16 protein-coding genes are annotated in these 18958 nt (G+C 67.0%); 6 read left to right on the top strand and 10 right to left on the bottom strand.

Features of this window, described 5'->3' with window-relative positions:
* Positions 1-250: 250 nt before the first annotated feature.
* Together ACFVUS_RS01350 and ACFVUS_RS01355 are read left to right on the top strand one after the other, a co-directional pair.
* Positions 251-1114 (top strand): helix-turn-helix domain-containing protein, encoded by an 864-nt coding sequence (locus ACFVUS_RS01350; RefSeq protein ID WP_387761140.1) that lies wholly within the window; start codon positions 251-253, stop codon positions 1112-1114.
* Positions 1115-1131: 17 nt separating this feature from the next.
* Complete coding sequence (locus ACFVUS_RS01355; RefSeq protein ID WP_387761141.1) at positions 1132-1698, top strand: DUF6817 domain-containing protein; 567 nt, start codon at positions 1132-1134, stop codon at positions 1696-1698.
* Here the strand turns inward: ACFVUS_RS01355 and ACFVUS_RS01360 are convergent.
* Positions 1688-3064: an ATP-binding protein gene (locus ACFVUS_RS01360; protein ID WP_387761142.1), complete on the bottom strand. Its 1377-nt coding sequence runs from the start codon at positions 3062-3064 to the stop codon at positions 1688-1690. The genes ACFVUS_RS01355 and ACFVUS_RS01360 overlap by 11 nt on opposite strands.
* Positions 3061-3723: a response regulator transcription factor gene (locus ACFVUS_RS01365; protein ID WP_387765345.1), complete on the bottom strand. Its 663-nt coding sequence runs from the start codon at positions 3721-3723 to the stop codon at positions 3061-3063. The genes ACFVUS_RS01360 and ACFVUS_RS01365 overlap by 4 nt, the downstream gene beginning before the upstream one ends.
* A 76-nt stretch (positions 3724-3799) precedes the next feature.
* On the opposite strand from ACFVUS_RS01365, the gene ACFVUS_RS01370 reads away from it, so the two are divergent.
* Complete coding sequence (locus ACFVUS_RS01370) at positions 3800-5749, top strand: glycoside hydrolase (RefSeq protein WP_387761143.1); 1950 nt, start codon at positions 3800-3802, stop codon at positions 5747-5749.
* Positions 5750-5753: 4 nt separating this feature from the next.
* On the opposite strand, the gene ACFVUS_RS01375 is transcribed toward ACFVUS_RS01370, so the two are convergent.
* The gene (locus ACFVUS_RS01375; RefSeq protein ID WP_387761144.1) at positions 5754-5984 is read right to left on the bottom strand and encodes a hypothetical protein; all 231 of its coding nucleotides are present in this window, start codon (positions 5982-5984) and stop codon (positions 5754-5756) included.
* A 34-nt stretch (positions 5985-6018) separates the two neighbouring features.
* Here ACFVUS_RS01375 and ACFVUS_RS01380 point away from each other — a divergent pair, with 34 nt between their 5' ends.
* Together ACFVUS_RS01380 and ACFVUS_RS01385 are read left to right on the top strand one after the other, a co-directional pair.
* Positions 6019-6822, top strand: a complete 804-nt coding sequence (locus ACFVUS_RS01380) for an endonuclease/exonuclease/phosphatase family protein (RefSeq protein WP_387761145.1) — start codon at positions 6019-6021, stop codon at positions 6820-6822.
* A 147-nt stretch (positions 6823-6969) separates the two neighbouring features.
* Entirely contained in the window at positions 6970-8310 is a 1341-nt protein-coding gene (locus ACFVUS_RS01385; RefSeq protein ID WP_387761146.1) for an ABC1 kinase family protein, read from the top strand.
* 13 nt (positions 8311-8323) lie between these two features.
* Here ACFVUS_RS01385 and ACFVUS_RS01390 read toward each other — a convergent pair whose 3' ends face one another.
* From ACFVUS_RS01390 to ACFVUS_RS01415, 6 genes are all read right to left on the bottom strand, one after another.
* Positions 8324-9898 carry a flavin-containing monooxygenase gene (locus ACFVUS_RS01390; RefSeq protein WP_387761147.1) on the bottom strand — a complete coding sequence of 525 codons (1575 nt, stop codon included), beginning with the start codon at positions 9896-9898 and terminating at the stop codon, positions 8324-8326.
* Positions 9895-12468: an SDR family NAD(P)-dependent oxidoreductase gene (locus tag ACFVUS_RS01395; RefSeq protein WP_387761148.1), complete on the bottom strand. Its 2574-nt coding sequence runs from the start codon at positions 12466-12468 to the stop codon at positions 9895-9897. The genes ACFVUS_RS01390 and ACFVUS_RS01395 overlap by 4 nt, the downstream gene beginning before the upstream one ends.
* A 31-nt stretch (positions 12469-12499) precedes the next feature.
* Complete coding sequence (locus tag ACFVUS_RS01400) at positions 12500-14119, bottom strand: flavin-containing monooxygenase (RefSeq protein ID WP_387761149.1); 1620 nt, start codon at positions 14117-14119, stop codon at positions 12500-12502.
* Positions 14120-14207: 88 nt separating this feature from the next.
* Positions 14208-15647, bottom strand: a complete 1440-nt coding sequence (locus tag ACFVUS_RS01405) for an ABC1 kinase family protein (protein WP_387761150.1) — start codon at positions 15645-15647, stop codon at positions 14208-14210.
* Between the two features lie 177 nt (positions 15648-15824).
* Positions 15825-16613, bottom strand: coding sequence for an amino acid-binding protein (locus ACFVUS_RS01410; protein WP_387761151.1), 789 nt, complete (start codon positions 16611-16613; stop codon positions 15825-15827).
* Between the two features lie 141 nt (positions 16614-16754).
* Positions 16755-17099: a TfoX/Sxy family protein gene (locus tag ACFVUS_RS01415; RefSeq protein ID WP_387761152.1), complete on the bottom strand. Its 345-nt coding sequence runs from the start codon at positions 17097-17099 to the stop codon at positions 16755-16757.
* 103 nt (positions 17100-17202) lie between these two features.
* On the opposite strand from ACFVUS_RS01415, the gene ACFVUS_RS01420 reads away from it, so the two are divergent.
* Positions 17203-18294, top strand: a complete 1092-nt coding sequence (locus ACFVUS_RS01420; protein WP_387761153.1) for a glutamate--cysteine ligase — start codon at positions 17203-17205, stop codon at positions 18292-18294.
* 4 nt (positions 18295-18298) lie between these two features.
* Here the strand turns inward: ACFVUS_RS01420 and ACFVUS_RS01425 are convergent, their stop codons facing one another.
* On the bottom strand, positions 18299-18838 hold the full coding sequence (locus tag ACFVUS_RS01425) for a DUF4333 domain-containing protein (protein WP_387761154.1): 540 nt from the start codon (positions 18836-18838) through the stop codon (positions 18299-18301).
* Between the last annotated feature and the right edge of the window lie 120 nt (positions 18839-18958).

Consider the following 18958-nt stretch of genomic DNA (forward strand, 5'->3'; position numbering starts at 1 on the left):
GTGTGAGCTCATGATGCGGAATCCCTCGGGTCGTCACCGGTCCGGCAAACCGGATGAGTGTCAATCGCGGTGGCGCGATTTCTGTTACGTGACGAAACGAGACCGCCGGGAAGGTATTGCGGCGCAGGAGTATAGGGAGATGTCCCAACCTTATGGGAAACTGACTCAGACACGGCGGATTCGGCATATCGTGTGACTGTCCGGGTCACCCCGGGCCGAGTGTGGACGGAATCGATGGGGACCCTGGTACATGTTCGAGTGGGATCTATTGCGCGACAACGGTGAACGCACGCTATGGCCGCCCGCGCCGGGCATACCGCCCGCCGCGTGCCTGGCGGTACTGAGCAGTCGCACCCTGCGCGACGCGGTGGAGGTGGCGATGCGATATTCGGAACCGCCCTATGCCGCAGGACAATTGACCTTCGCCGAAGCCGCGGGCGAGGCCCGGCTGATCTTCCACGATCAGGAGATACCCCAGGACGCGCGCGCGGCCCATACCGAGCGGGTCATGACCGCGATCCAGCTCTTCGGCCGCGAACTGCTCGCGGTGGGCATGCCCATGCACCGGGTGAGCTTCCGGCACAGCGGCCCCGCCGACACCTCGCGCTACCGGGCGATATTCGGTATCGACCCGATCTTCGGCGCGGCCGCCAACGAGGCCGCCTTCGACAGCATGTACCTGGATCTGCCGCTCCCGCAGCCCACCGCGTGGGTGCGCGGCACCCGCGAACAACTGTGCCGAAACCTGCTGACCCGCAGGCACGCTCGTGCGGGCGTGTCCGGGACGGTGCGAGACCTGCTGGTACGCAATCCCGATGCGGTGCCCGACCAGGCCGCGGTGGCCGCGGAACTGTTCATGAGCCCGCGCACCCTGTCCCGCCGTCTCAATGCCGAAGCCACATCCTTCCGCGCGCTGCTCGACGAGGTGCGGCAGATGCTCGCCGAGGAGCTGCTCTGTCATACCGAGATGACCACCGAACAGGTGGCGACCCGCCTCGGTTATGCGGAGGCGGCCTCGTTCATCCGGGCCTTCCGGCGGTGGCGAGGCTGCCCGCCGCAGGAGTTCCGCAGTCACACCCAGCGCGCCAATTCGCTTGTTCCGCAACCGGTGTAGATCCGATACTGGAGCTCGTGAGCGCATCCGGATCGTCCATTCCACAGCGGGATCGTATCGAGCGGTTCCTCATCGAACATGGGGCCGAGGCGATCCCGCACCCCGGCGGAACCCTGCTGGCGCATTTGAAACGGGTGGCGGATCTGCTCGCCGAATGGGACGCGGATTCGCATATCCAGGCGGCCGGGCTGTGCCATGCGGCCTATGGCACCGACGGGTTCGGGCAATCGCTGCTCGATCTCGGCGAGCGGGCGACCCTGGTGAATCTGCTGGGGGAGCAGGCCGAGGCGCTGGTGTACTTCTACGGCAGTTGCGATCGCGGCGTCACCTATCCGGGCCTCGACGGTTCCCCGGTGCGGTTCCGGGATCGATTCACCGGTACCGATCAGCACCCGGATCCGGCGATGCTGGCGGCGTTCATGGAGATCACCGCGGCCAACGAATTGGACGTCATGACCCAGAATTCCGAGCTGGCGGCCGAACACGGTGCGGCGCTGCACGGCTTCTTCGGGCGCACCGCGCATCTGCTGACGCCCAAGGCCTGGCAGGCGTGCCATACCTGCCTGCCGCCGATCAATCCCTGAGTTCGCCCGGCGGGAAGATCACGCTGAAGCGCGTGCCCCGGCCCGGTGCGGAGTCGACGCTGATCCGGGCGGCGTGCAGATCGGCCACCTGGGCCACGATCGCGAGACCGAGTCCGTGTCCGGCGGTGGATCGGGCGGTTTCGGCGCGGTAGAAGCGGTCGAAGATGTGGTCGGCGTCCTCGGAGGTGATGCCGGGGCCGTCGTCGCGGACGATGAGTTCGCGACCGCGCACCGTGACCGCGACGGTGCCGTCCGGTGGACTGAATTTCGCGGCATTGTCGAGCAGATTGGTCACCGCCCGAGCCAGCCGGGCCGGGACGCCCGCGATGGTGACCGGTTTGAGGTCGGTCGCGAAGGTGATCGCGGGCCAATGCCTTCGGGCCACTTCGACCCGCTCGGCGACCAGGGTGTCCAGGCGCAGATCCTCCAGCGGTTCGCGGACCGCGGTCGGATCGTCGGCGCGCGCGAGGTCGATGACATCGGTGACCAGGCCCGAAAGTTCCTCCGACTGCACGCGCAGTGCGGAGACGGTCGCCTCGAGTTGGGTGGGGGACAGGCGCGCCGCGCGGCGCAGCAGGTCGATATTGGTGCGCAGCGCGGTGAGCGGGGTGCGCAGCTCATGGGAGGCGTCGGCGATCAAACGCTGCTGTGCCGCACGGGAATCGCGTTCACCGCGCAGCGCGGCATCGAGCTCGTCCAGCATGGTGTTGATACTCGTGCCGAGCCGCGCCAGTTCGTCGTGCCCGGTAATGGTGATGTGCTGGTTGGGATCTCGGGTGCGCGCCACCCGCTCGGCGGCCTCGGTGAGCGTGGCGACCGGGGCGAGCGCACGACGGGCCAGCACCGTACCCGCCGCTATCGCCAGCAGCGTGCCACCTGCGGCCGCGATGAGCAGCGCCAGCCCGACGCGGCGCAGGCCGATATCGACCGTCTCCGAACGCTGCGCCACCTGCACCGCGCTGCCGGGCCGCAAGGGTGCGGTGTACATGCGCATGGCATAGCCGCCCAGGGTGATATCGGTGAATCCGCCGGCCGCCGAACCCGCTGCCACGGAACGGGTTTCGGCATCGACCGGGAGCGTATGCCCGGGCACATGCTCGGATTCGATGCTGCCGTCGGCCGCCACCACCTGCACGCAGCTCGGTGCGGCCAGGTACTCGCACGAGCCGGACATGGCGGCGACCTCTGGCTCGACCGGGAACTGCCGCACGATTCGGGTCGCCTGGCGGCGCAAACCCAGATCCAGCTCACTGTTCAGCTGATGCCCGACCACCACGTAGGCGGCCGCGCCCATGGCCGCCAGTGCGGCAGCCATCGCGAGGACGAAGAATACGGCGATCCGGCCGCGCAGTCCGAGCCGCCTCACGCCGCACCCAGTCGATAACCCACCCCGCGCACCGTGTGAATCAGCGGAAGCTCTTGCGGTGCTTCGAGTTTGCGGCGCAGATAGCGAATGTAGACCTCCAGCGAATTCGAGGACTGGTGTCCCCAGACGCGATCGATCAGCGTCTCGCGGGTCAGGGCCTGTCCGGCATTGCGCAGCAGCACCTCCAGGAGCGCGAATTCCGTTCGGCTGAGCTCGATTTCGCGAGCCCCGCGCTTGACGGTGTGCGCCCCGGTATCCATCACCAGATCCGCGGCGGCCAGCAGGACCCCGTCCTCGGGATAGGTGCGGCGCACCAGCGCGCGCACCCGCGCCAGCAATTCGTCCAGATCGAAGGGTTTCACCAGGTAGTCATCGGCGCCGGCGTCCAGGCCCTCGATGCGATCGGCGACCGCGTCCCGGGCGGTGAGCATGAGAATCGGGGTGCGGTCGCCGCGCCCGCGCAGCGTGCGGCACGCGGTCAGTCCATCCATGAACGGCATCAGCACATCCAGCACCACCACCTCGGGCTGCCAGCGGGCAATCTGCTCCAGGCCCGCGCCGCCGTCGGCCGCCGAGTGCGTCTCATACCCCTCGCTATCGAGGGCACGCACCAGCGCCTCCCGCACCGAGGCTTCATCGTCGACCACCAGTACCCGCACATATCGGACTATACGTAATATCCCCACCTGCGCCTTTCTCATCGGACTCTCATCTGCGAGCGTGAGGGTGAGGCTCATGAGACTTCGGAGATCGCATCGGGCACCCGCCGTGATCGGCCTGCTGAGCCTGGTCGCGGGTGGGCTCACCGCCTGCGGGCACGAGCTCGCCCCGGTGGCCCCACGGGTGAACGGCAATCAGGTGGTTATCCCCGTCGCCGGTGGTACGGCCGAGGTGGACACCACCTCGCTGGCGGTCGGTGCGTTGGCCGACGGGCAGCGCCTGGAACTGTCCGCACCGGCCGGTGAACGGCTCGGCGCACCCGGGCCGATACAGCTGGAAGGCGGTGCGGCGCACTGGTCCTATCCGGATAGGGCGCTCGCGGTGACCGCGGCCGCCGTCGACGGCCGTTTGCGGGTCACCCTGCGCGGCAATCGCGATGGACAGCTCACCTGGCCGGTCACCGGCGGTGACAGTGCGGCCACCGCGCTGCAGATCCCGCGCGGCGAGGGCCTGAATCTGCCGGTGCGCGACCGGTTCTGGAACGGGCCGGACACCGGGCTGATCGGGGAACCGCTGCCGCTCACCTCCGCGCTGACCATGCCGTTCTGGGGTTACACCCTGGGCGGGCACGGTGTCGGTTACTCCGTGCCCACCGATATCGGCAGCAGCCTCACGGTGAAATCCGAGAACGGTGCGCTGCGGGCCAGGGCCGCACATGATTTCGATGAGCGTGCGGGCACCCGGGACTACACCGTGAACTTCGCGCTCACCGACGGGTCGCCGGTCGCCGCCGCCAAGGACTATCGCGAACAGCTCATCGGCACAGGCGAATTCGTCTCGTTGCAGGACAAGATCGCGCGCAATCCCGATACGGCCAAGCTGCTAGGCGCGTTTCACGCCTACCTGTGGGGTGATGGCCGCGATCCGGACGCGATCCGGCAGATGCGCGATCTGGGCCTGAGCCGAATGTGGCTCGGTTACGACGCCGACGACCATCCGATGACCCGCGCCGCGGTCGATGCCGCCAAGGCCGCCGGATACCTTGCCGGACCCTACGATTCGTGGGACAACGCCCAGAACCCGGCCACCGCCGACAATCCGAGCTCCCGCTGGCCCGGTTCGATCTGGCCGGACGGCTGCGTCCACGATGCCGACGGAACCCCGGAGCAGGGCTTCGGCGGTCGCGGTTGCTATGTGAGTTCGCAAGCGCTGAAACAGGATCCGACGCTGTATCAGGATCGCTACGCCCAGATGTCCGCCAACGGCGCGAACACCTATTTCCTCGATGTCGACGCCGCGGGTGACTTCTTCGACGACCACACCGCCGCTCACCCGATGAACCAGGCGCAGGACCGCGCCAATCGCCTGGAGCGCATGCGCTGGCTGGCGGATCGCGGCCAGGTCCTGGGCTCCGAAGCCGCCGGAGCCTGGGCCGCGCCGGTGCTGGCGTTCGATCACGGTGCCCAGAACCCGATTTCGGACCGCCTCTGGAAGTTCCAGCGCGACCGAGACGTCTGGGGCGCGTACTACCCCGCGAACGCACCGAAGATGTTCTTCAAACCCGTAGACCTCCCCGAACCCCTGGTGCGAGCCATGTTCGACCCCGCCTACCGCATCCCCCTCTACGAAACCGTGCTGCACGACTCCCTGGTGAACACCGACCGCTGGGAACTCGGATATGACAAACTGCCGCAACAGAAGACGATGCGCGCGCTGACCGCGATCCTCAACAACACCCCGCTGAACTTCGCCCTGGACCGCGCCGCCCTCACCGCCCACGGCCCGGAAATCGCCCGCCTGCAACAGTTCTTCGCCCCGCTGCACGAGGCCGCCGGCACCCAGCCCATGACCGACTTCCGCTGGCTCACCGACGACCATCTGGTCCAGCGCACCGTCTTCGGCACCGGCGACCTGACCGTCACCGCCAACTTCGGCGACACGGAGTTCCAGGGCCTGCCCGGCGGCTGCGTGGACGCCCAACTGAAGGGCGACACCGCACCGCGACGACTATGCCCGGCGCAATGAATGGTCAACGTGCCGTCGCCGAATCAGCCACGATGCCCGAGTCGGGGGCGGCACGCGTGTCGAGCCGTGCGGCGGGGAGCGCGACGACCATGGCGCGAACAGATCGCGAGCCCTGCCCGATGAGGAAGTTCGGCAGTGCCGCCGCACCGCAGACGGTGCGGCCGCGACGTTTCGGCGGATCGATGATATTCGCCAGTGCGGCAATGGTTCTCGCGCTGGTGATGCTCGGCCACAATCGGGCTCCCGAGGCAGGTGGGTTGGGTATCGCGGTGGATATCGCCGCTCCCTGGCTGGGTGTGCTCGTTCCGGTGCTGGCGGTGGGGGCGGTGCTGTGTCGGTGTCCGGCGGGTGCGGTGGCCACCCTGGCACCACTGTTGGTGTGGGCCTATCTCTTCGGCTCCTGGTGGGCTCCCGGTCCCGCAGCCGATCCGGGACCGCCCGTGCCCCGGTTGCGGGTGGTGTCGCAGAACCTGTTCGCCGCCAACGCGACTCCCGGTGCCAGTGCTCGCGCCCTGGTCGCCACCGAGGCGGATGTGCTGGCCGTGCAGGAGCTCGGCGGCACCAATCGGGAGGCGATTGTGCGCGTATTGGACGACACCTTCGCCTATCGCACCGAGTTGGGCACCGTGGGTCTGTGGAGCCGATATCCGATATCGGATACCACCCCCGTGGATGTCGGAGTCGACTGGCATCGCGGTCTGCGCACCCATATCGCCACGCCCGCAGGCGATCTGGTTGTCTATGTCGTACATCTTCCTTCTATTCGCCCGGGCGAAACCGCTGCCCGCGACCGGGGGTTGGCTCGCCTCTCGCGTGAGCTCTCTGCCGACCGGGCTGAACGAGTGCTCGTCGCAGGCGATTTCAATACCGCGAGCACCGACCGGAACTGGCGCGGATTCGCCCCGGGCTATCGCGATATCCGCACCGGTGCGGCCTTCACCTGGCCCGCGGCCTTCCCTATCGCCCGCCTCGACCACATCCTGGTGCGCGGGCTCACCGTCCCGCATACCGAGGTGTTGCGTACGCCGGGCCCCGATCACCGCGCGGTCGCGGCGGAGATCGAGTTCGACTGATCCACGGTCGTATTCGCCCGGGCTCGATGCGTCGGATCAGTGGCATTTTCGGACGGGAACCCGCGGTGACCTGCGTGTGATCGACTGGTTCCGGAATCCGGCCTACACTGTCTGAGACGGGTAACTCCGCACGAAAGGATCGGCAACGTGGCCGGACTCAGGCGTAAAGGCATCACCCGCATGGCGAAGGTCGCGAGCATTCCCGCGACGCTGATGGCGCAGCAGGTGGCGGCCACCGGGCGGAATCTGTTCGCGGGGGCCGAACGCGGCGGTGTGACCGATGAGATGCTCGACAATGCGGCCGATCAGGTGTTCGCGGTGCTCGGGGAGCTCAAGGGCGGCGCGATGAAGCTCGGGCAGGCGCTGAGCGTGGCCGAGGCGGGTGTGCCGCCGCGGTTCGCGGATCATTTCCGGGAGGCGCTGACGCGCCTACAGCAGGAAGCGCCGCCCATGCCGGTGGCCGATACGCATCGCATGCTCGATATGCAATTGGGCACGGGCTGGCGCAGACGCTTCGCGCGGTTCGAGGATGAGCCGATCGCCGCCGCCAGCATCGGGCAGGTGCATCGGGCGGTATGGCATGACGGCCGCGAGGTCGCGGTGAAGGTGCAGTATCCCGAGGCCGAGGAATCGCTGCGCGCGGATCTGAAGCTGCTGCACATGGTTTCGGGCGCGTTCAACACCCTGCTCGCCGGCACCAATGCCCGCCAGCTCATCGAGGAATTCCTGGCCCGTACCGAGGATGAACTCGACTATCGGATCGAAGCCGCCTACCAGCGCCGCTTCGCCAAGGCATTCACCGGTGACCCGCAATTCTTCATACCGCGCGTGGTGGCCGCCGCACCCAAGGTGCTGGTGTCGGAGTGGATGACCGGGGTGCCGCTGGCCCGCATCATCGCCAATGGCGAACGCGCCGAACGCGATCGGGCCGGAATGCTGCTCGCCGAGTTCGCGCTGTGCTCGCCGTCGCGCGTGGGTCTGTTGCACAGTGATCCGCATCCGGGCAATTTCCAATTGCGCCCGGACAACAGCCTCGGTGTCATCGATTTCGGGGCCTGCGCGCAAACCCCGCGCGGAATCCCGCGTGCCGTAGGCCGTTTGGCCCGCACCGCCCTCGACGGTGACTACACCGCCATGGAGGCGGTGCTGCGCGAAGAGGGTTTCATCAAGCCCGGCGCGACCGTGGAGATGGCCCCGCTGGAGCGGCGCATCGCCCCACTGGTGGCCCAGATCAACGGTGGCACAGTGCATATCACCCGCACCATGCTCCAGGAGGAAGTGGCGCGCGCCCTCGACCCGGCGAATATCTCGCTGACCAACGCCCGCGCCATGAAAGCGCCCGCCGACCAACCCGAATACGCCATGTTCGGCCGGGTGCTGGGCGGTGTGGTCGGAATCTGCGCCCAACTCGACGCCGAAGGGCCGTTCCTGGAGCTGGCCGAACGCTGGGTACCCGGATTCGGTGACGCTCAGGAAGCCGCTTCCTGAGCGTCACCGCGGATCACTGTGCTGATCCGGCCCGGGTGCGGCCGCCCCGCACCCGGGCGAGCACGGGTGGCCGGGTGGTGAACCGGTAGTCCTCCAGTGGGAAGTGCCGGTTCTCCCAATACATTTCGAGCTGGGTGGACGGCCGGAACGCCGCGCCGTCACCCTGATAGTTGATGTAGTAGGTATTCGAGGTGACACACCCCTGGGAGAACAGGTGGGTGCGCTTGGCGCGCCGGTCCATTCGGGCGAAGTAGCGGTCATGCGGTTCCTGCCGCACCTCCACACAGGTGGCCCGGCGGCGGCGGGCCTCGCCGATCACCCGGGCGGCGTGCGCCGAGGTGGCTTCGATGAGCGGAATGTATGACCCGGGCGCGTAGGCGTACGGACCCACGATGAGGAAGGCGTTCGGGAACTTCGGCACCGAAACACCCTGGTACGCCTGGAATCTATGGGCATCCCAGAACTCACCGAGTTCGAGGCCGTCGCGCCCGTAGATGGGGTAGGGCGGTGTGTAGCCCTTCTCCATCACCTTGAATCCGGTCGCCAGCACCACCATGTCGACATCGCGTTCCACACCGTCGGCGCTGACGATGCCGGTGGGGGTGAATCGTTCGATGGCATCGGTCACCAGATCCACATGCGGTTTGGTGAAGGTGCGGAAGTAGCTGTTGGACACCGAAGGCCGTTTACAACCGAGCCGGTAGTCGGGGGTGAGCTTGCGGCGCAGCTCCGGATCCCGCACCTGCGCGAAAAGGTAACTCTTGAGGGCGGTTTCACCGACGGTCAAGCCGACCGAGGTGACCTTCGGATAGTTCGACACCGCCAAACCCGCGCCGAGACCGGCGTTCACGCCGACATTGCCGACGAAGCGCACCGTCTGCTGGAGCGGCGGGAAGTTGAGCACGGAATTGAGTACCGGCCCCATGGCGAAGTCCGGCTTCGGGGCGATCCAGATGGCCCGGCGCTGATAGACGGTCAGCCGCGAAACATCCTTGGCCAGTTCGGGAATCAGCTGGAGTGCGCTGGCCCCGGTGCCGATCACCGCGACCCGCTTACCGCGATAGTCGTAGTCGTGATCCCAGCGCGAACTGTGCATGATCTTGCCGGTGTAGTCCGCCAAGCCGGGGATCTCGGGATTGTGCGGCTGTTCCAGTCCGCCGACCGCGCCGATGACGAAGCGCGCGGTGAGCACCGAGCCATTGTCCAGGGTCACCCGCCACAGCTCGTTGGCCTCGTCGAAAACGCCCTTGCTCGCCCCGGATCCCAGCAGCAGCTTGTCCCGCAGCCCCTGCTTGTCGACCACTTCCTCGGCGTAGCGCTGTAACTCCTTGCCCGGCGCGAAGAATCGCGACCACCGGGAGCGCTGCTGAAAACTGAAGTTGTAGACCGGTGACGGAACATCCACGGCCACACCGGGATAGGTATTGGCCAGCCAGGTGCCGCCCACCTTCGGCCACTTGTCGACGATGACGAAATCCTCGATACCGGCCCGGCGCAATGCCACGCCCGCGCCGATACCGCCCAGCCCCGCGCCGATGATGACGACCTCGTGGGCCGGGGTGACGGGAGAACCATTGCTGGAGTTCATGACCGATTCCTCGTGTGCTGCTGCGCGATGACCTCCGGCAGCTGCTGCCGCCGGAGTTTGCCCGCGGTGGTGCGCGGTAGTTCGGCCACGAAAACGATCTCCCGTGGCACCTTGAAGGTGGCGAGCGTGGTCTTGACATGCAGTTTCAGGTCATCGGCCGTGGCGTCCGCGCCGTCTTTGAGCACGACGGCCGCGATCAGCCGCTGCCCGTACTCCGCATCCGGTGCGCCGACGGCCCCCGCGTCCGCGATCGCCGGATGCGCGAGCAGCGCGGTCTCGACCTCCTGCGGGAAGACGTTCTCACCACCGGACACGATCATGTCGTCCGAGCGGCCGTCGATGAACAGCCGACCCTGTGCGTCGAAATGTCCGAGATCGCCGGTGTCCATGTACTTTCCGACCATGTCGCGGCCGCGGCCATCGCTGTAGCCGCGGAACATGGCCGGATTGCGATTGATGATCCGGCCGGTGACCCCGGCGGGGAGTTCTCGATCGCGATCGTCGACGATGCGAATATCCACCAGTCCGGTCGGGGGTTTCCCGACCGTGCCCGGTGCGGCCCGCAGATCCGCGGGTGTGGCCAACGCACCCGCACCCGATTCGGTGGATCCGTAACCGTTGAAGAGCACGTCACCGAATTCGTCCATGAAAGCCAGCGCCAGCCAGGGCGGCAGGGGAGCGGCCCCGCAGGTCACCATGTGCAGACTCGCGGTGGTGTAGTTGCGCCGAATATCGGGCGGTAGATCCATGATTCGCTTCAGCATGGTGGGCACCAGGCAGGCGATGTGGACGCTGTGCCGTTCGATATCGGCGAGCGTCCGCTCCGGGTCGAAACGATCGTGCACGATGACGGTGGAGCCGGTCAGGAAGGCCAGCAGTAGCGCCCCGAAACCGTAGGCGTGATGCAGCGGCGGAGCGATGACAATCGGATTGCCCAGTCGCGGAATCGGTTTCACCTCCGCCAAATCCGACAGGGCCAGCGCCATGCGCGGATTCAGCCCCGCCAGCATCGGCAGCACCTCGCGAATCCCCGCCTGTCGCGGGGCGCCTTTGGGGACGCCCGTGGTACCGCCGGTGAGCAGTACCACCGCACCCCCGTAGGCGGGTTCTCGAATGGGTGGTCCGCCTTCGGCGATGAGCTCCTCGACCGTAGGCAATCCCGGAGCCGCGCCGCGAACCACCACCCGGTGCCCCTGGTATCCGGATTTCGCTATCTCGCTGTGGAATTCGGCATCGTAGAGCAGCAGATCCACGCGTTCGCGCGCCAGCACCTCGCCGATCTGCGGCCCGGCGAAACCGTAGTTGAGCGGGACCAGATCGGCCGATACCCGTGCGGCCGCGAAGGCCGCCACCGCGAATCCGCCGTGATTGCGGCACAGCACGCCGATTCGACTGCCGCGCCGCATATCCCAGCGACCACGCAGTGCCGATGCCAGCCGCCGCACCCGCCGATGCAGCTCGGCGGCGGTCACCGATTCGGTGTCATCGATGATCGCGGGCCGGTCGGGGAACCGCGCCGCGAAGCTCGCGAGTACCGTCGCGAGACCCACGCCCTCGCGCAACGACAGCATCAGCTGCGGAATGCGCTGCGGTGGAATGAGATTCAATGCGCCGGCGGCCGGAGCCCAGCCCGCGATCGTGACCGCGTCGTCGAGCAGGTTGACCGCCTGCTCCACCCGTCCGATCGGCCCGGCCCAATCCGTCGGGCGGTTGTTCCAGTTCCCCGCCTTGGCGTAGAGCGCCATGGCCCGCTGCGCGGTCGGCGAACTGTCCAGGGCGTACAGCATCGGGGTGCCTGCGCGCTCCCACCAGGGCCGAATCGCCAAGGGGCGGTCCACGATCGCGCGGCACACCATGCTCGCCGCCTCCTCGGGCGACATGCTCGGGGTGTACCGGTACATCCGGAACGGGCCGAGCATGTCCGAGCGCACCAGTTGCAGGTGCACCGCCGTGCTGGTGATGCCGTCCGCGCGCAATTCCGGTGCGGCACCGCGCATCCAGGCATGGAAGGCCGCCTTGGTGGCGATGTACGCGGTCCAGCCGACGGCGGGAGTGTGCACCCCGGCGGTGCTGACATTGACGATGTGGCCCGCGTGCCGCGCCCGCATGGAGGGCAGCAGACTCAACACCAACCGGACCGGCCCGAGGTAGTTGATCTTGGCGGTATCGTCGAAATTGTCCCAGCGGTCCAGCGAGTCGGACAACCAGCGTCGAATCGATTTCCCGGCGTTGTTGACCAGGACATCGACTCGGCCGTGATCGGCCAGCACCCGGTCGATCAGCGCCGCACAGGCATCGGTATCGCCGAGATCGGCCGGATACGGGTAAACCGCTCCGGGACAACCGGATACCTCCGCTCGTAACTCCTCGAGCAGATGTGCTCGGCGTGCCACCGCGAGCACGATCGCGCCATTGGCGGCCAAACGTACGGCGGTGGCGCGGCCGACCCCGGAGGACGCGCCCGTCACCAGGATGACCCTGCCGGTGACGGCGGGCTCCAGTCGCCGATCGCTGATGCCGTAACTGGCCGCGCCCACAGCGATTCGGACCGACTTCGGCAGTTCGATCATGGTGGCTCAACTTCCTCGGTGAGCGTTCCGGTCAGGCCGGGTTTTCGGTCTTGCTACGCCGCGGGCGTTTCGGCTTCGCAACCGTGGTGGCCGGTTGCGGCTGCCGCACGTCGAATTCATAGTCCGAGAACGGGAATCGCCGATGACCCCGTCGCGCCGCGAAGAATCCGGTCGGCCGGATATAGGTGCTGTCGCCCTGCGAATTGCGATAGTAGGTCGGCACATGGGCGTTCAGTTCGGCGAGGTAGAAGCGCATGGCCTCGCCGTGCCGGTAGATATCCCGGTGATAGGCGTCGTGCACGTGCTGCCGGATGGCGACGAAGGTCGCGCCGCGCCGCCGCGCCTCCGAAATCGCCCGCACCGCATGATCGGCCGTCATTTCCACGAAGGCGTGCCAGCCGCTGCCGGACCACGAATACGGGCCGACCAGCGTCCACCGATTCGGCAGGCTCGGCAGTGAGACGCTGGCATAGGCCTGTAATCCGTGCTCGGAGTAGAACTTGCCCAGATCCATACCGTCGCGCCCGACCACCATGCCCGGGGTGTAGGTCTCCGGATCGGAGAACACGTGATATCCGGTGGCCAGCACGATCATGTCGAATTCGCGCTCGACGCCATCGGAGGTGCGAATGCCGTGTTCGGTGAAACGTTCGATGGAGGTGGTCACCAGCTCCACATTGTCGCGATTGAAACTGAGCAGATAGCCGGTATTGGCGGTGGGCCGCTTGGCGATGGGGCCGTAATCCGGGGTCAGTCCGGCGCGAGTCTGCGGATCGCGCACCATGATTCGCAGCAGTCCGCGATATCCCGCGATGGCGGTGGCGTCGACGGTGCGCATGGTCGGCCGCACCACCGACATGGGCGCGTTCGACATGGCGCGCAACAGCACATCGACCGCCACCAGCACCGCGCCATGGGTGGCGGCCTGCACTCCGGGCGTACGCAGCGCGAGTTGCACCGCCCGTGGAATCTTGGGATTCGGCTTGGGAACACACCACACCGGCGTGCGCTGGAACACCGCCAGACTGCCCACCTGTCCGGCGATCGACGGCGTGATCTGCACCGAACTCGCCCCGGTGCCGATGATCGCGACCCGCTTACCGGTGAGGTCGTAGTCCTCATCCCAGTCCGAGGGCCGTTGCAGTTTGCCCCGGTACTCGGTCAATCCCGGAATGCCCGGATCGGCCTTCGGGGTGATGAACGCGCCCACCGCACTCACCACGAAGCGGGCGGTAATCACCTCGCCGCCATCGATATGCAGCTTCCAGCGGTGGTGCTGCTCGTCCCACTCCTCGCTCACCACATTGACGCCGAACCGCAGGTGCGGGTAGAGCCCGAACCTGCGGGCGACCTCCATGTGGTACCGCTTGACCTCCGCGCCGGGGGCGAAAAGCCTGCTCCAGTTGGGGTTTCGCGCGAAGGAGTACTGATAGGCGATCGACGGGATATCGACTTCCAGCCCCGGATAGTGGTTCTCGTTCCAGCTGCCGCCGACCTCATCGGCCCGCTCGAGCATGACGAAGTCATCGATTCCGGCCTGCTTCAGCTTGACTCCGGCGGCGATGCCGCCCGGGCCCGCGCCGATCACGACGACCTGATGGTCCGGTGCCGAATCGTTCGGCGTCGGCTTTCCGTTCGATGCTGTGACCACGATGTCAGCCTTCCGAAAGCGGGGCGTATCACTCCAGACTAGAGCTGTCTGGGACAGTGATCAAGGGTGCGGTGGGCCGCTGTCCCGATTACCCCGCGTCGGCATCCCGATCCGCGGCGGCCGCGCGGCGCATGCGGGCCGCGGTCAGATCCGCCGACCCCTCGGTCCGGGTGCGATGACGCGCCACCACCTGCGCCAATTCCGGTGACCAGCGCAGCATTTCGTCCCGCAGCGGGCCGGTGGTGCCGAGCTGGCAGACCAGGCCCAGCAGGGTGAGGATGGAGCGTGCGAAGGGGGTGTAGAAGGCGGGCATGGTGAGCTGGCGATTGACATTGCTCAGGCGCGGGCTCATGCCCGCCCGGACGCGGCGGCGCAACCAGGCGCTGTCCGCGCGAAAGCTGTCGTGCCGCAGCAGATCCGTATAGGGGAGCAGTTGTTCGGTGAGTGCCCGCATATCGACCGCGGTACCCGGGGCGGCGAAACCGTGTCGCCGGATCGCGGCCTCGAGTTCCGCCGGGCCGCCGTTGAACAGCGCGTCGCCGATATCGTGCACCAGGATCGGGAACTCCGGTGGCGGCCACGGTACGCACGCGCCGAAATCGACTACGCCGAGACGGCCGTCCGGGAGCACCCGGAAATTGCCCGGATGCGGATCGCAATACAGCAGTCCCGAACGCTCGGGCGCGGACAGCACGAAACGCAGGGCGAGCATGCCGACTCGATCCCGTTCCGATTGCGCGCCCGCGCTTATCAGGCGGGTGAGGGGGATGCCATCCAGCCATTCGCTGATCAGCACATCGCCGTGCTGTGCCAGTACGCGCGGCACTCGGAATTCGGGATCGTTCGCGAAGGCGGCGGCGAAAACCTCCTGCTGTTCCGCCTCGGCCGCGAAATCCAGTTCGGCGGTGACGCATTCGGCGAGTTGTTCGGTCAGCGCCCGGATATCGGCATTGGGCACGATGATCGAGGCCAGACCGGTCATGCGCCGCAATTGCTCGACATCACTGCGAATCGCTTCGCGCGCACCGGGATACATGACCTTGACCGCGACGGTCCGCCCGTCGTGCCATACCGCGCGATGCACCTGACCGATGGTGGCCGAGGCCGCGCGCCGGTCCTCGAAGGACTGGAAACTGTCCCGCCACTGCGGCCCGAGCGATTGCGCCAGCACCGAGTGCACGGTCCGCGGCAGCATGGGCGGCATCGAATCCTGTAGGCGGCTCAACGCGATTCGGTACGGTTCCGCCAGCTCCGGCGAGAGCCCGAACTCGTACAGCGCGAGCACCTGACCCAGTTTGGCGGCCACCCCCTTGAGTTCACCGAGCACTTCGAAGAAATGCTGCGCCGTGCGCCGCTGAATCTCGGCGTTGACTTCGCTCGCCGGACGCCCCAGCGCCCGTTTGCCCACCCCCGCCGCGCGTCGTCCCGCGAACGCGATCGGCAGCGCCGCCAGCTTCGCATTGCGAACCGCCCGGCGCGCGGGCGGATTCGCGCCACCGTCCGCGCCCCCAGCGCGTCGAACCATCATTCCGTTCACCCCTCGCGCCCATTGTCGATGCGCCAGGGGCAGTGTGCCACGATGTGAAACCAGACGGTCCGGATTGCCCGGATGCACCCGCCGAATCTCGAATAGTGAGACCGAGAATCCGCGGCCGCAAAACCCTTGCGGAGCGTGCGGAGGTAATTGCGTGCGCAGCTCGGTGTTTCAGCCCTGGCGGATGGCGAGGCGGGCCAGGTCGGCCAGGCGGTGGGCGCGGGCGATTTCGGCCGGGGTGAAGGGGTCCTCGGGGCGGACGAAGGTCATCGGCGCGATCTCGAGAATTGTTCCGTGCGGGGCGAATTCCGGATCTACCGTCGAAACATATTGCGCGCCCAGCAATTCCGCGATCACCAGCGGTAATTCCTCCGGGTCGGTGGCGACGCGGGCCGCCAGGCCGAGGGCGCGGGTCTGGCCGTCCACCAGGGTCAGGGCCGAGGCGGGCCAGATGCCGACGGCGGTGCCGCCCGCACGGTTGATCGCGGTGGTCAGGCGGGGCGGGCCGACATCGGTGGGGGTGGAGACGACCAGTTCGTCCAGGACGCCGTCCTCGAGGTGGTGGACGTGCACGGTGAGGATATTGGCGTGCCGGTAGGCGAGTTGTTTGGCGAGCAATTCCAGGCGGCCGGGCTTGTTGTCCAAACGCACGCGAATGCGCCACAGCCGCTCGGCGCTGTCGAGTCGCTGGCGATGGCTGAGCTCGGGGCCGTGCAGCCAGCGGGCGAGGTATCGCATGGCTCCGGGTTCCACCACCCAGATGACGAGAATGGTGGTGGTGACGGTCAATATGGCGACCGCCGCGAGGTAGGGGATCTCGAGGTGCAGCACGAGCGCGTGCAGCGCCAATTCGACGGGGAAGACCGCGGCCAGCTTGGCGAGTGTGAGCCGGGTGCGACGGGGATGGGGCAGGCGACCGCACACTTCGCAGGCCAGCGCATGCACTTCGGATTGCCTCATATTCACCAGCGTGCGGTGCGGAGATTTCCGCACTGTGCCCCGGTGTAACGGGGCGGTGACGTCACGCGTGGAAAACCGTTGCGCCACCGGCGAATTCAGTGAGGCCCGGCACACCGTTTCCGGCGTGTGCCGCACCGCACACTATTTGCCGGTCTTCACCGGTAGCGAGCCGGCGTAGGAGACGCCGCGATCCACCCATTCGGCGAGCGCGTCATCGTCCTCCGCCGCCGCCGCGGATACCCGCAACCAGCCGCGCGTCTCGCGCCCGCCCATGACCATGGTCTCCACCACGCCGGGGATCAGCAGATCGGTGTAGTTGTCCGGCGACACCCGCACCAGCAGCCCGCCCTTACCGCTCGCCGCGATCGCCATATTGCCGCCGATCAGGAATGCGAGCCCGCCGAACATCTTCTTCTCGACCGCATCGGGCAGGGTGGGACCGAGCGCGTCCCGAATGCGGTCGGCAAGTATCTCGTCATATGCCATATCCGCATTGTGCTCCCGGTCACCGACACATTCACGCGGACATCCGGACAAAAAGACCATTCTGGCAGGTGTCAGGGCCGGATTCTCGAGGTACACAGGGTAGGTGGACACCCTGCCGACTGTCGGTGTCGAAGAGGAGTTTCTCCTCGTGGATCCGCGCACCGGTGCGCCGGTCGGCAGAAATGCCGACGTCGCCCGGACCGCGGCCGATTCCGGTATCGAAGTGCAATTGGAGATCATGCGGTGCCAGGTGGAAACCAGCACCCGCGTGCACTCGAAGTCGTCCGAACTCCTCCAGGAATTGCGTGAACTGCGGCGCGGCGCCGCGATCTGCGCGGAGAAGAACGACGCGATCCTGCTCGCCGTCGCCGTACCGCCCACCATCCCCGATGAACCGCTCCGCATCACCAGCACCCCGCGCTATCACCGTATCGCCGAGAACTTCGGCAGGCTGGCGCAGGAGCAGGGCATGTGCGGCTGCCACGTACACGTCGCGGTGCCGGACCGTGAGGTCGCGCTGCGGGTCAGCAACTTCCTGCGCCCTTGGCTCCCTTTGTTTTTGGCGCTGACGGCCAACTCCGCCATCTATCGCGGTGGCGAAACCGGTTATGCCAGTTGGCGAAACATCCTGTGGCGGCGCTGGCCCAGTGCCGGACCGCCGCCGCACTTCGGCTCGGTGGGCGAATTCGACACCGCGGTCGAGGATATGCTCGCGCTCGGGGTGATCCTGGATCGCAAGATGGTGTACTGGGATGTGCGCCCGTCGGTGACGTTCCCGACGGTGGAGGTGCGGGTCAGCGATGTCCCCGCCACCGTGGAGGAATCCGCGCTCATCGCCACCCTGGTGCGCGCCGCGGTCATCACCGCGCAGCGTGGTAACGGTGCGGCCGTGGTCGCGGAACCCACACTGCGAGCGGCGTATTGGCGTGCCGCGCACGGGGGTATGGACGGTCCGGCGGTTGACCCGTCGGACGGTCGCACCCTCCCGGTTCAGGATCTACTGGCCAAACTCATCGATCTCATCGAACCCGCCCTGATCGAGCTCGGTGACCTGGGCTTCGTCACCGATGCGCTGACCGGACTGCTGTCCCGCGGCAATGGCGCCCGCAGACAGTTGGACGCTTATCGCGCCCGGGGCGAATTGGCCGATGTGATAGACGAATTGGCCGAGGCGACCCTGTACAGCTGTCGCTGATCGGCTACGAGGCCATCGGCTGATCGTCCCGGACCATGTTGTAGTTGACCGTATCGCCCTCGACATTGGTGGTGGTCACGGTGACGCCCCAGCGGGTGCCGTCGGCCTCGGTGACCACGCAGCGCACGTTCGCTCCGGTGGCGCCGCGCAGCAGGCCGTTGCAGGTGCTGGATTTGGGCGCTGCCCCGACCTGATCGGAGTAGAGCTTGGCGACATTGGTGGCGATATCGTCCGGGCTGACGAATTTGTCGAGGATCTCGATGTCGTAGTTGGCGGTATCGCCGTCGACCTTGGTGACCTTGGCCGTGGTCTTCCAGGTCTGACTGTCCGCGGAGGTGATCGTGCAACTCTGGGTCGCGTCCACCTCGGCCTTCAGATCCCCGTCGCACACAACCGATTTGGCGTCCTCGTGGGACTTGTCGTGAAAGAGACCGCCCATCTTGGTCTCCACATCGCTCTTGCTCACCGACCCGGGTCCCGACGAACAGCTGATCATGAACAGCGGGATAGAGGCGGTGGCTATTACTGCAGCTAATCTACGCATGGCCGGAATTATCCGACCGCGTGATGGGTGTTAAGGGCGGTTTCGCCTGTAAAGAATGTGAAGCACGACCGGTTCCGGCGCGTCCGGTCCCGATCGTGCCCGTTTCGTACTGAAAGTTTG

Origin of the sequence: Nocardia sp. NPDC058058 (genome assembly GCF_042885355.1) — a bacterium.
Lineage (GTDB): Bacteria > Actinomycetota > Actinomycetes > Mycobacteriales > Mycobacteriaceae > Nocardia.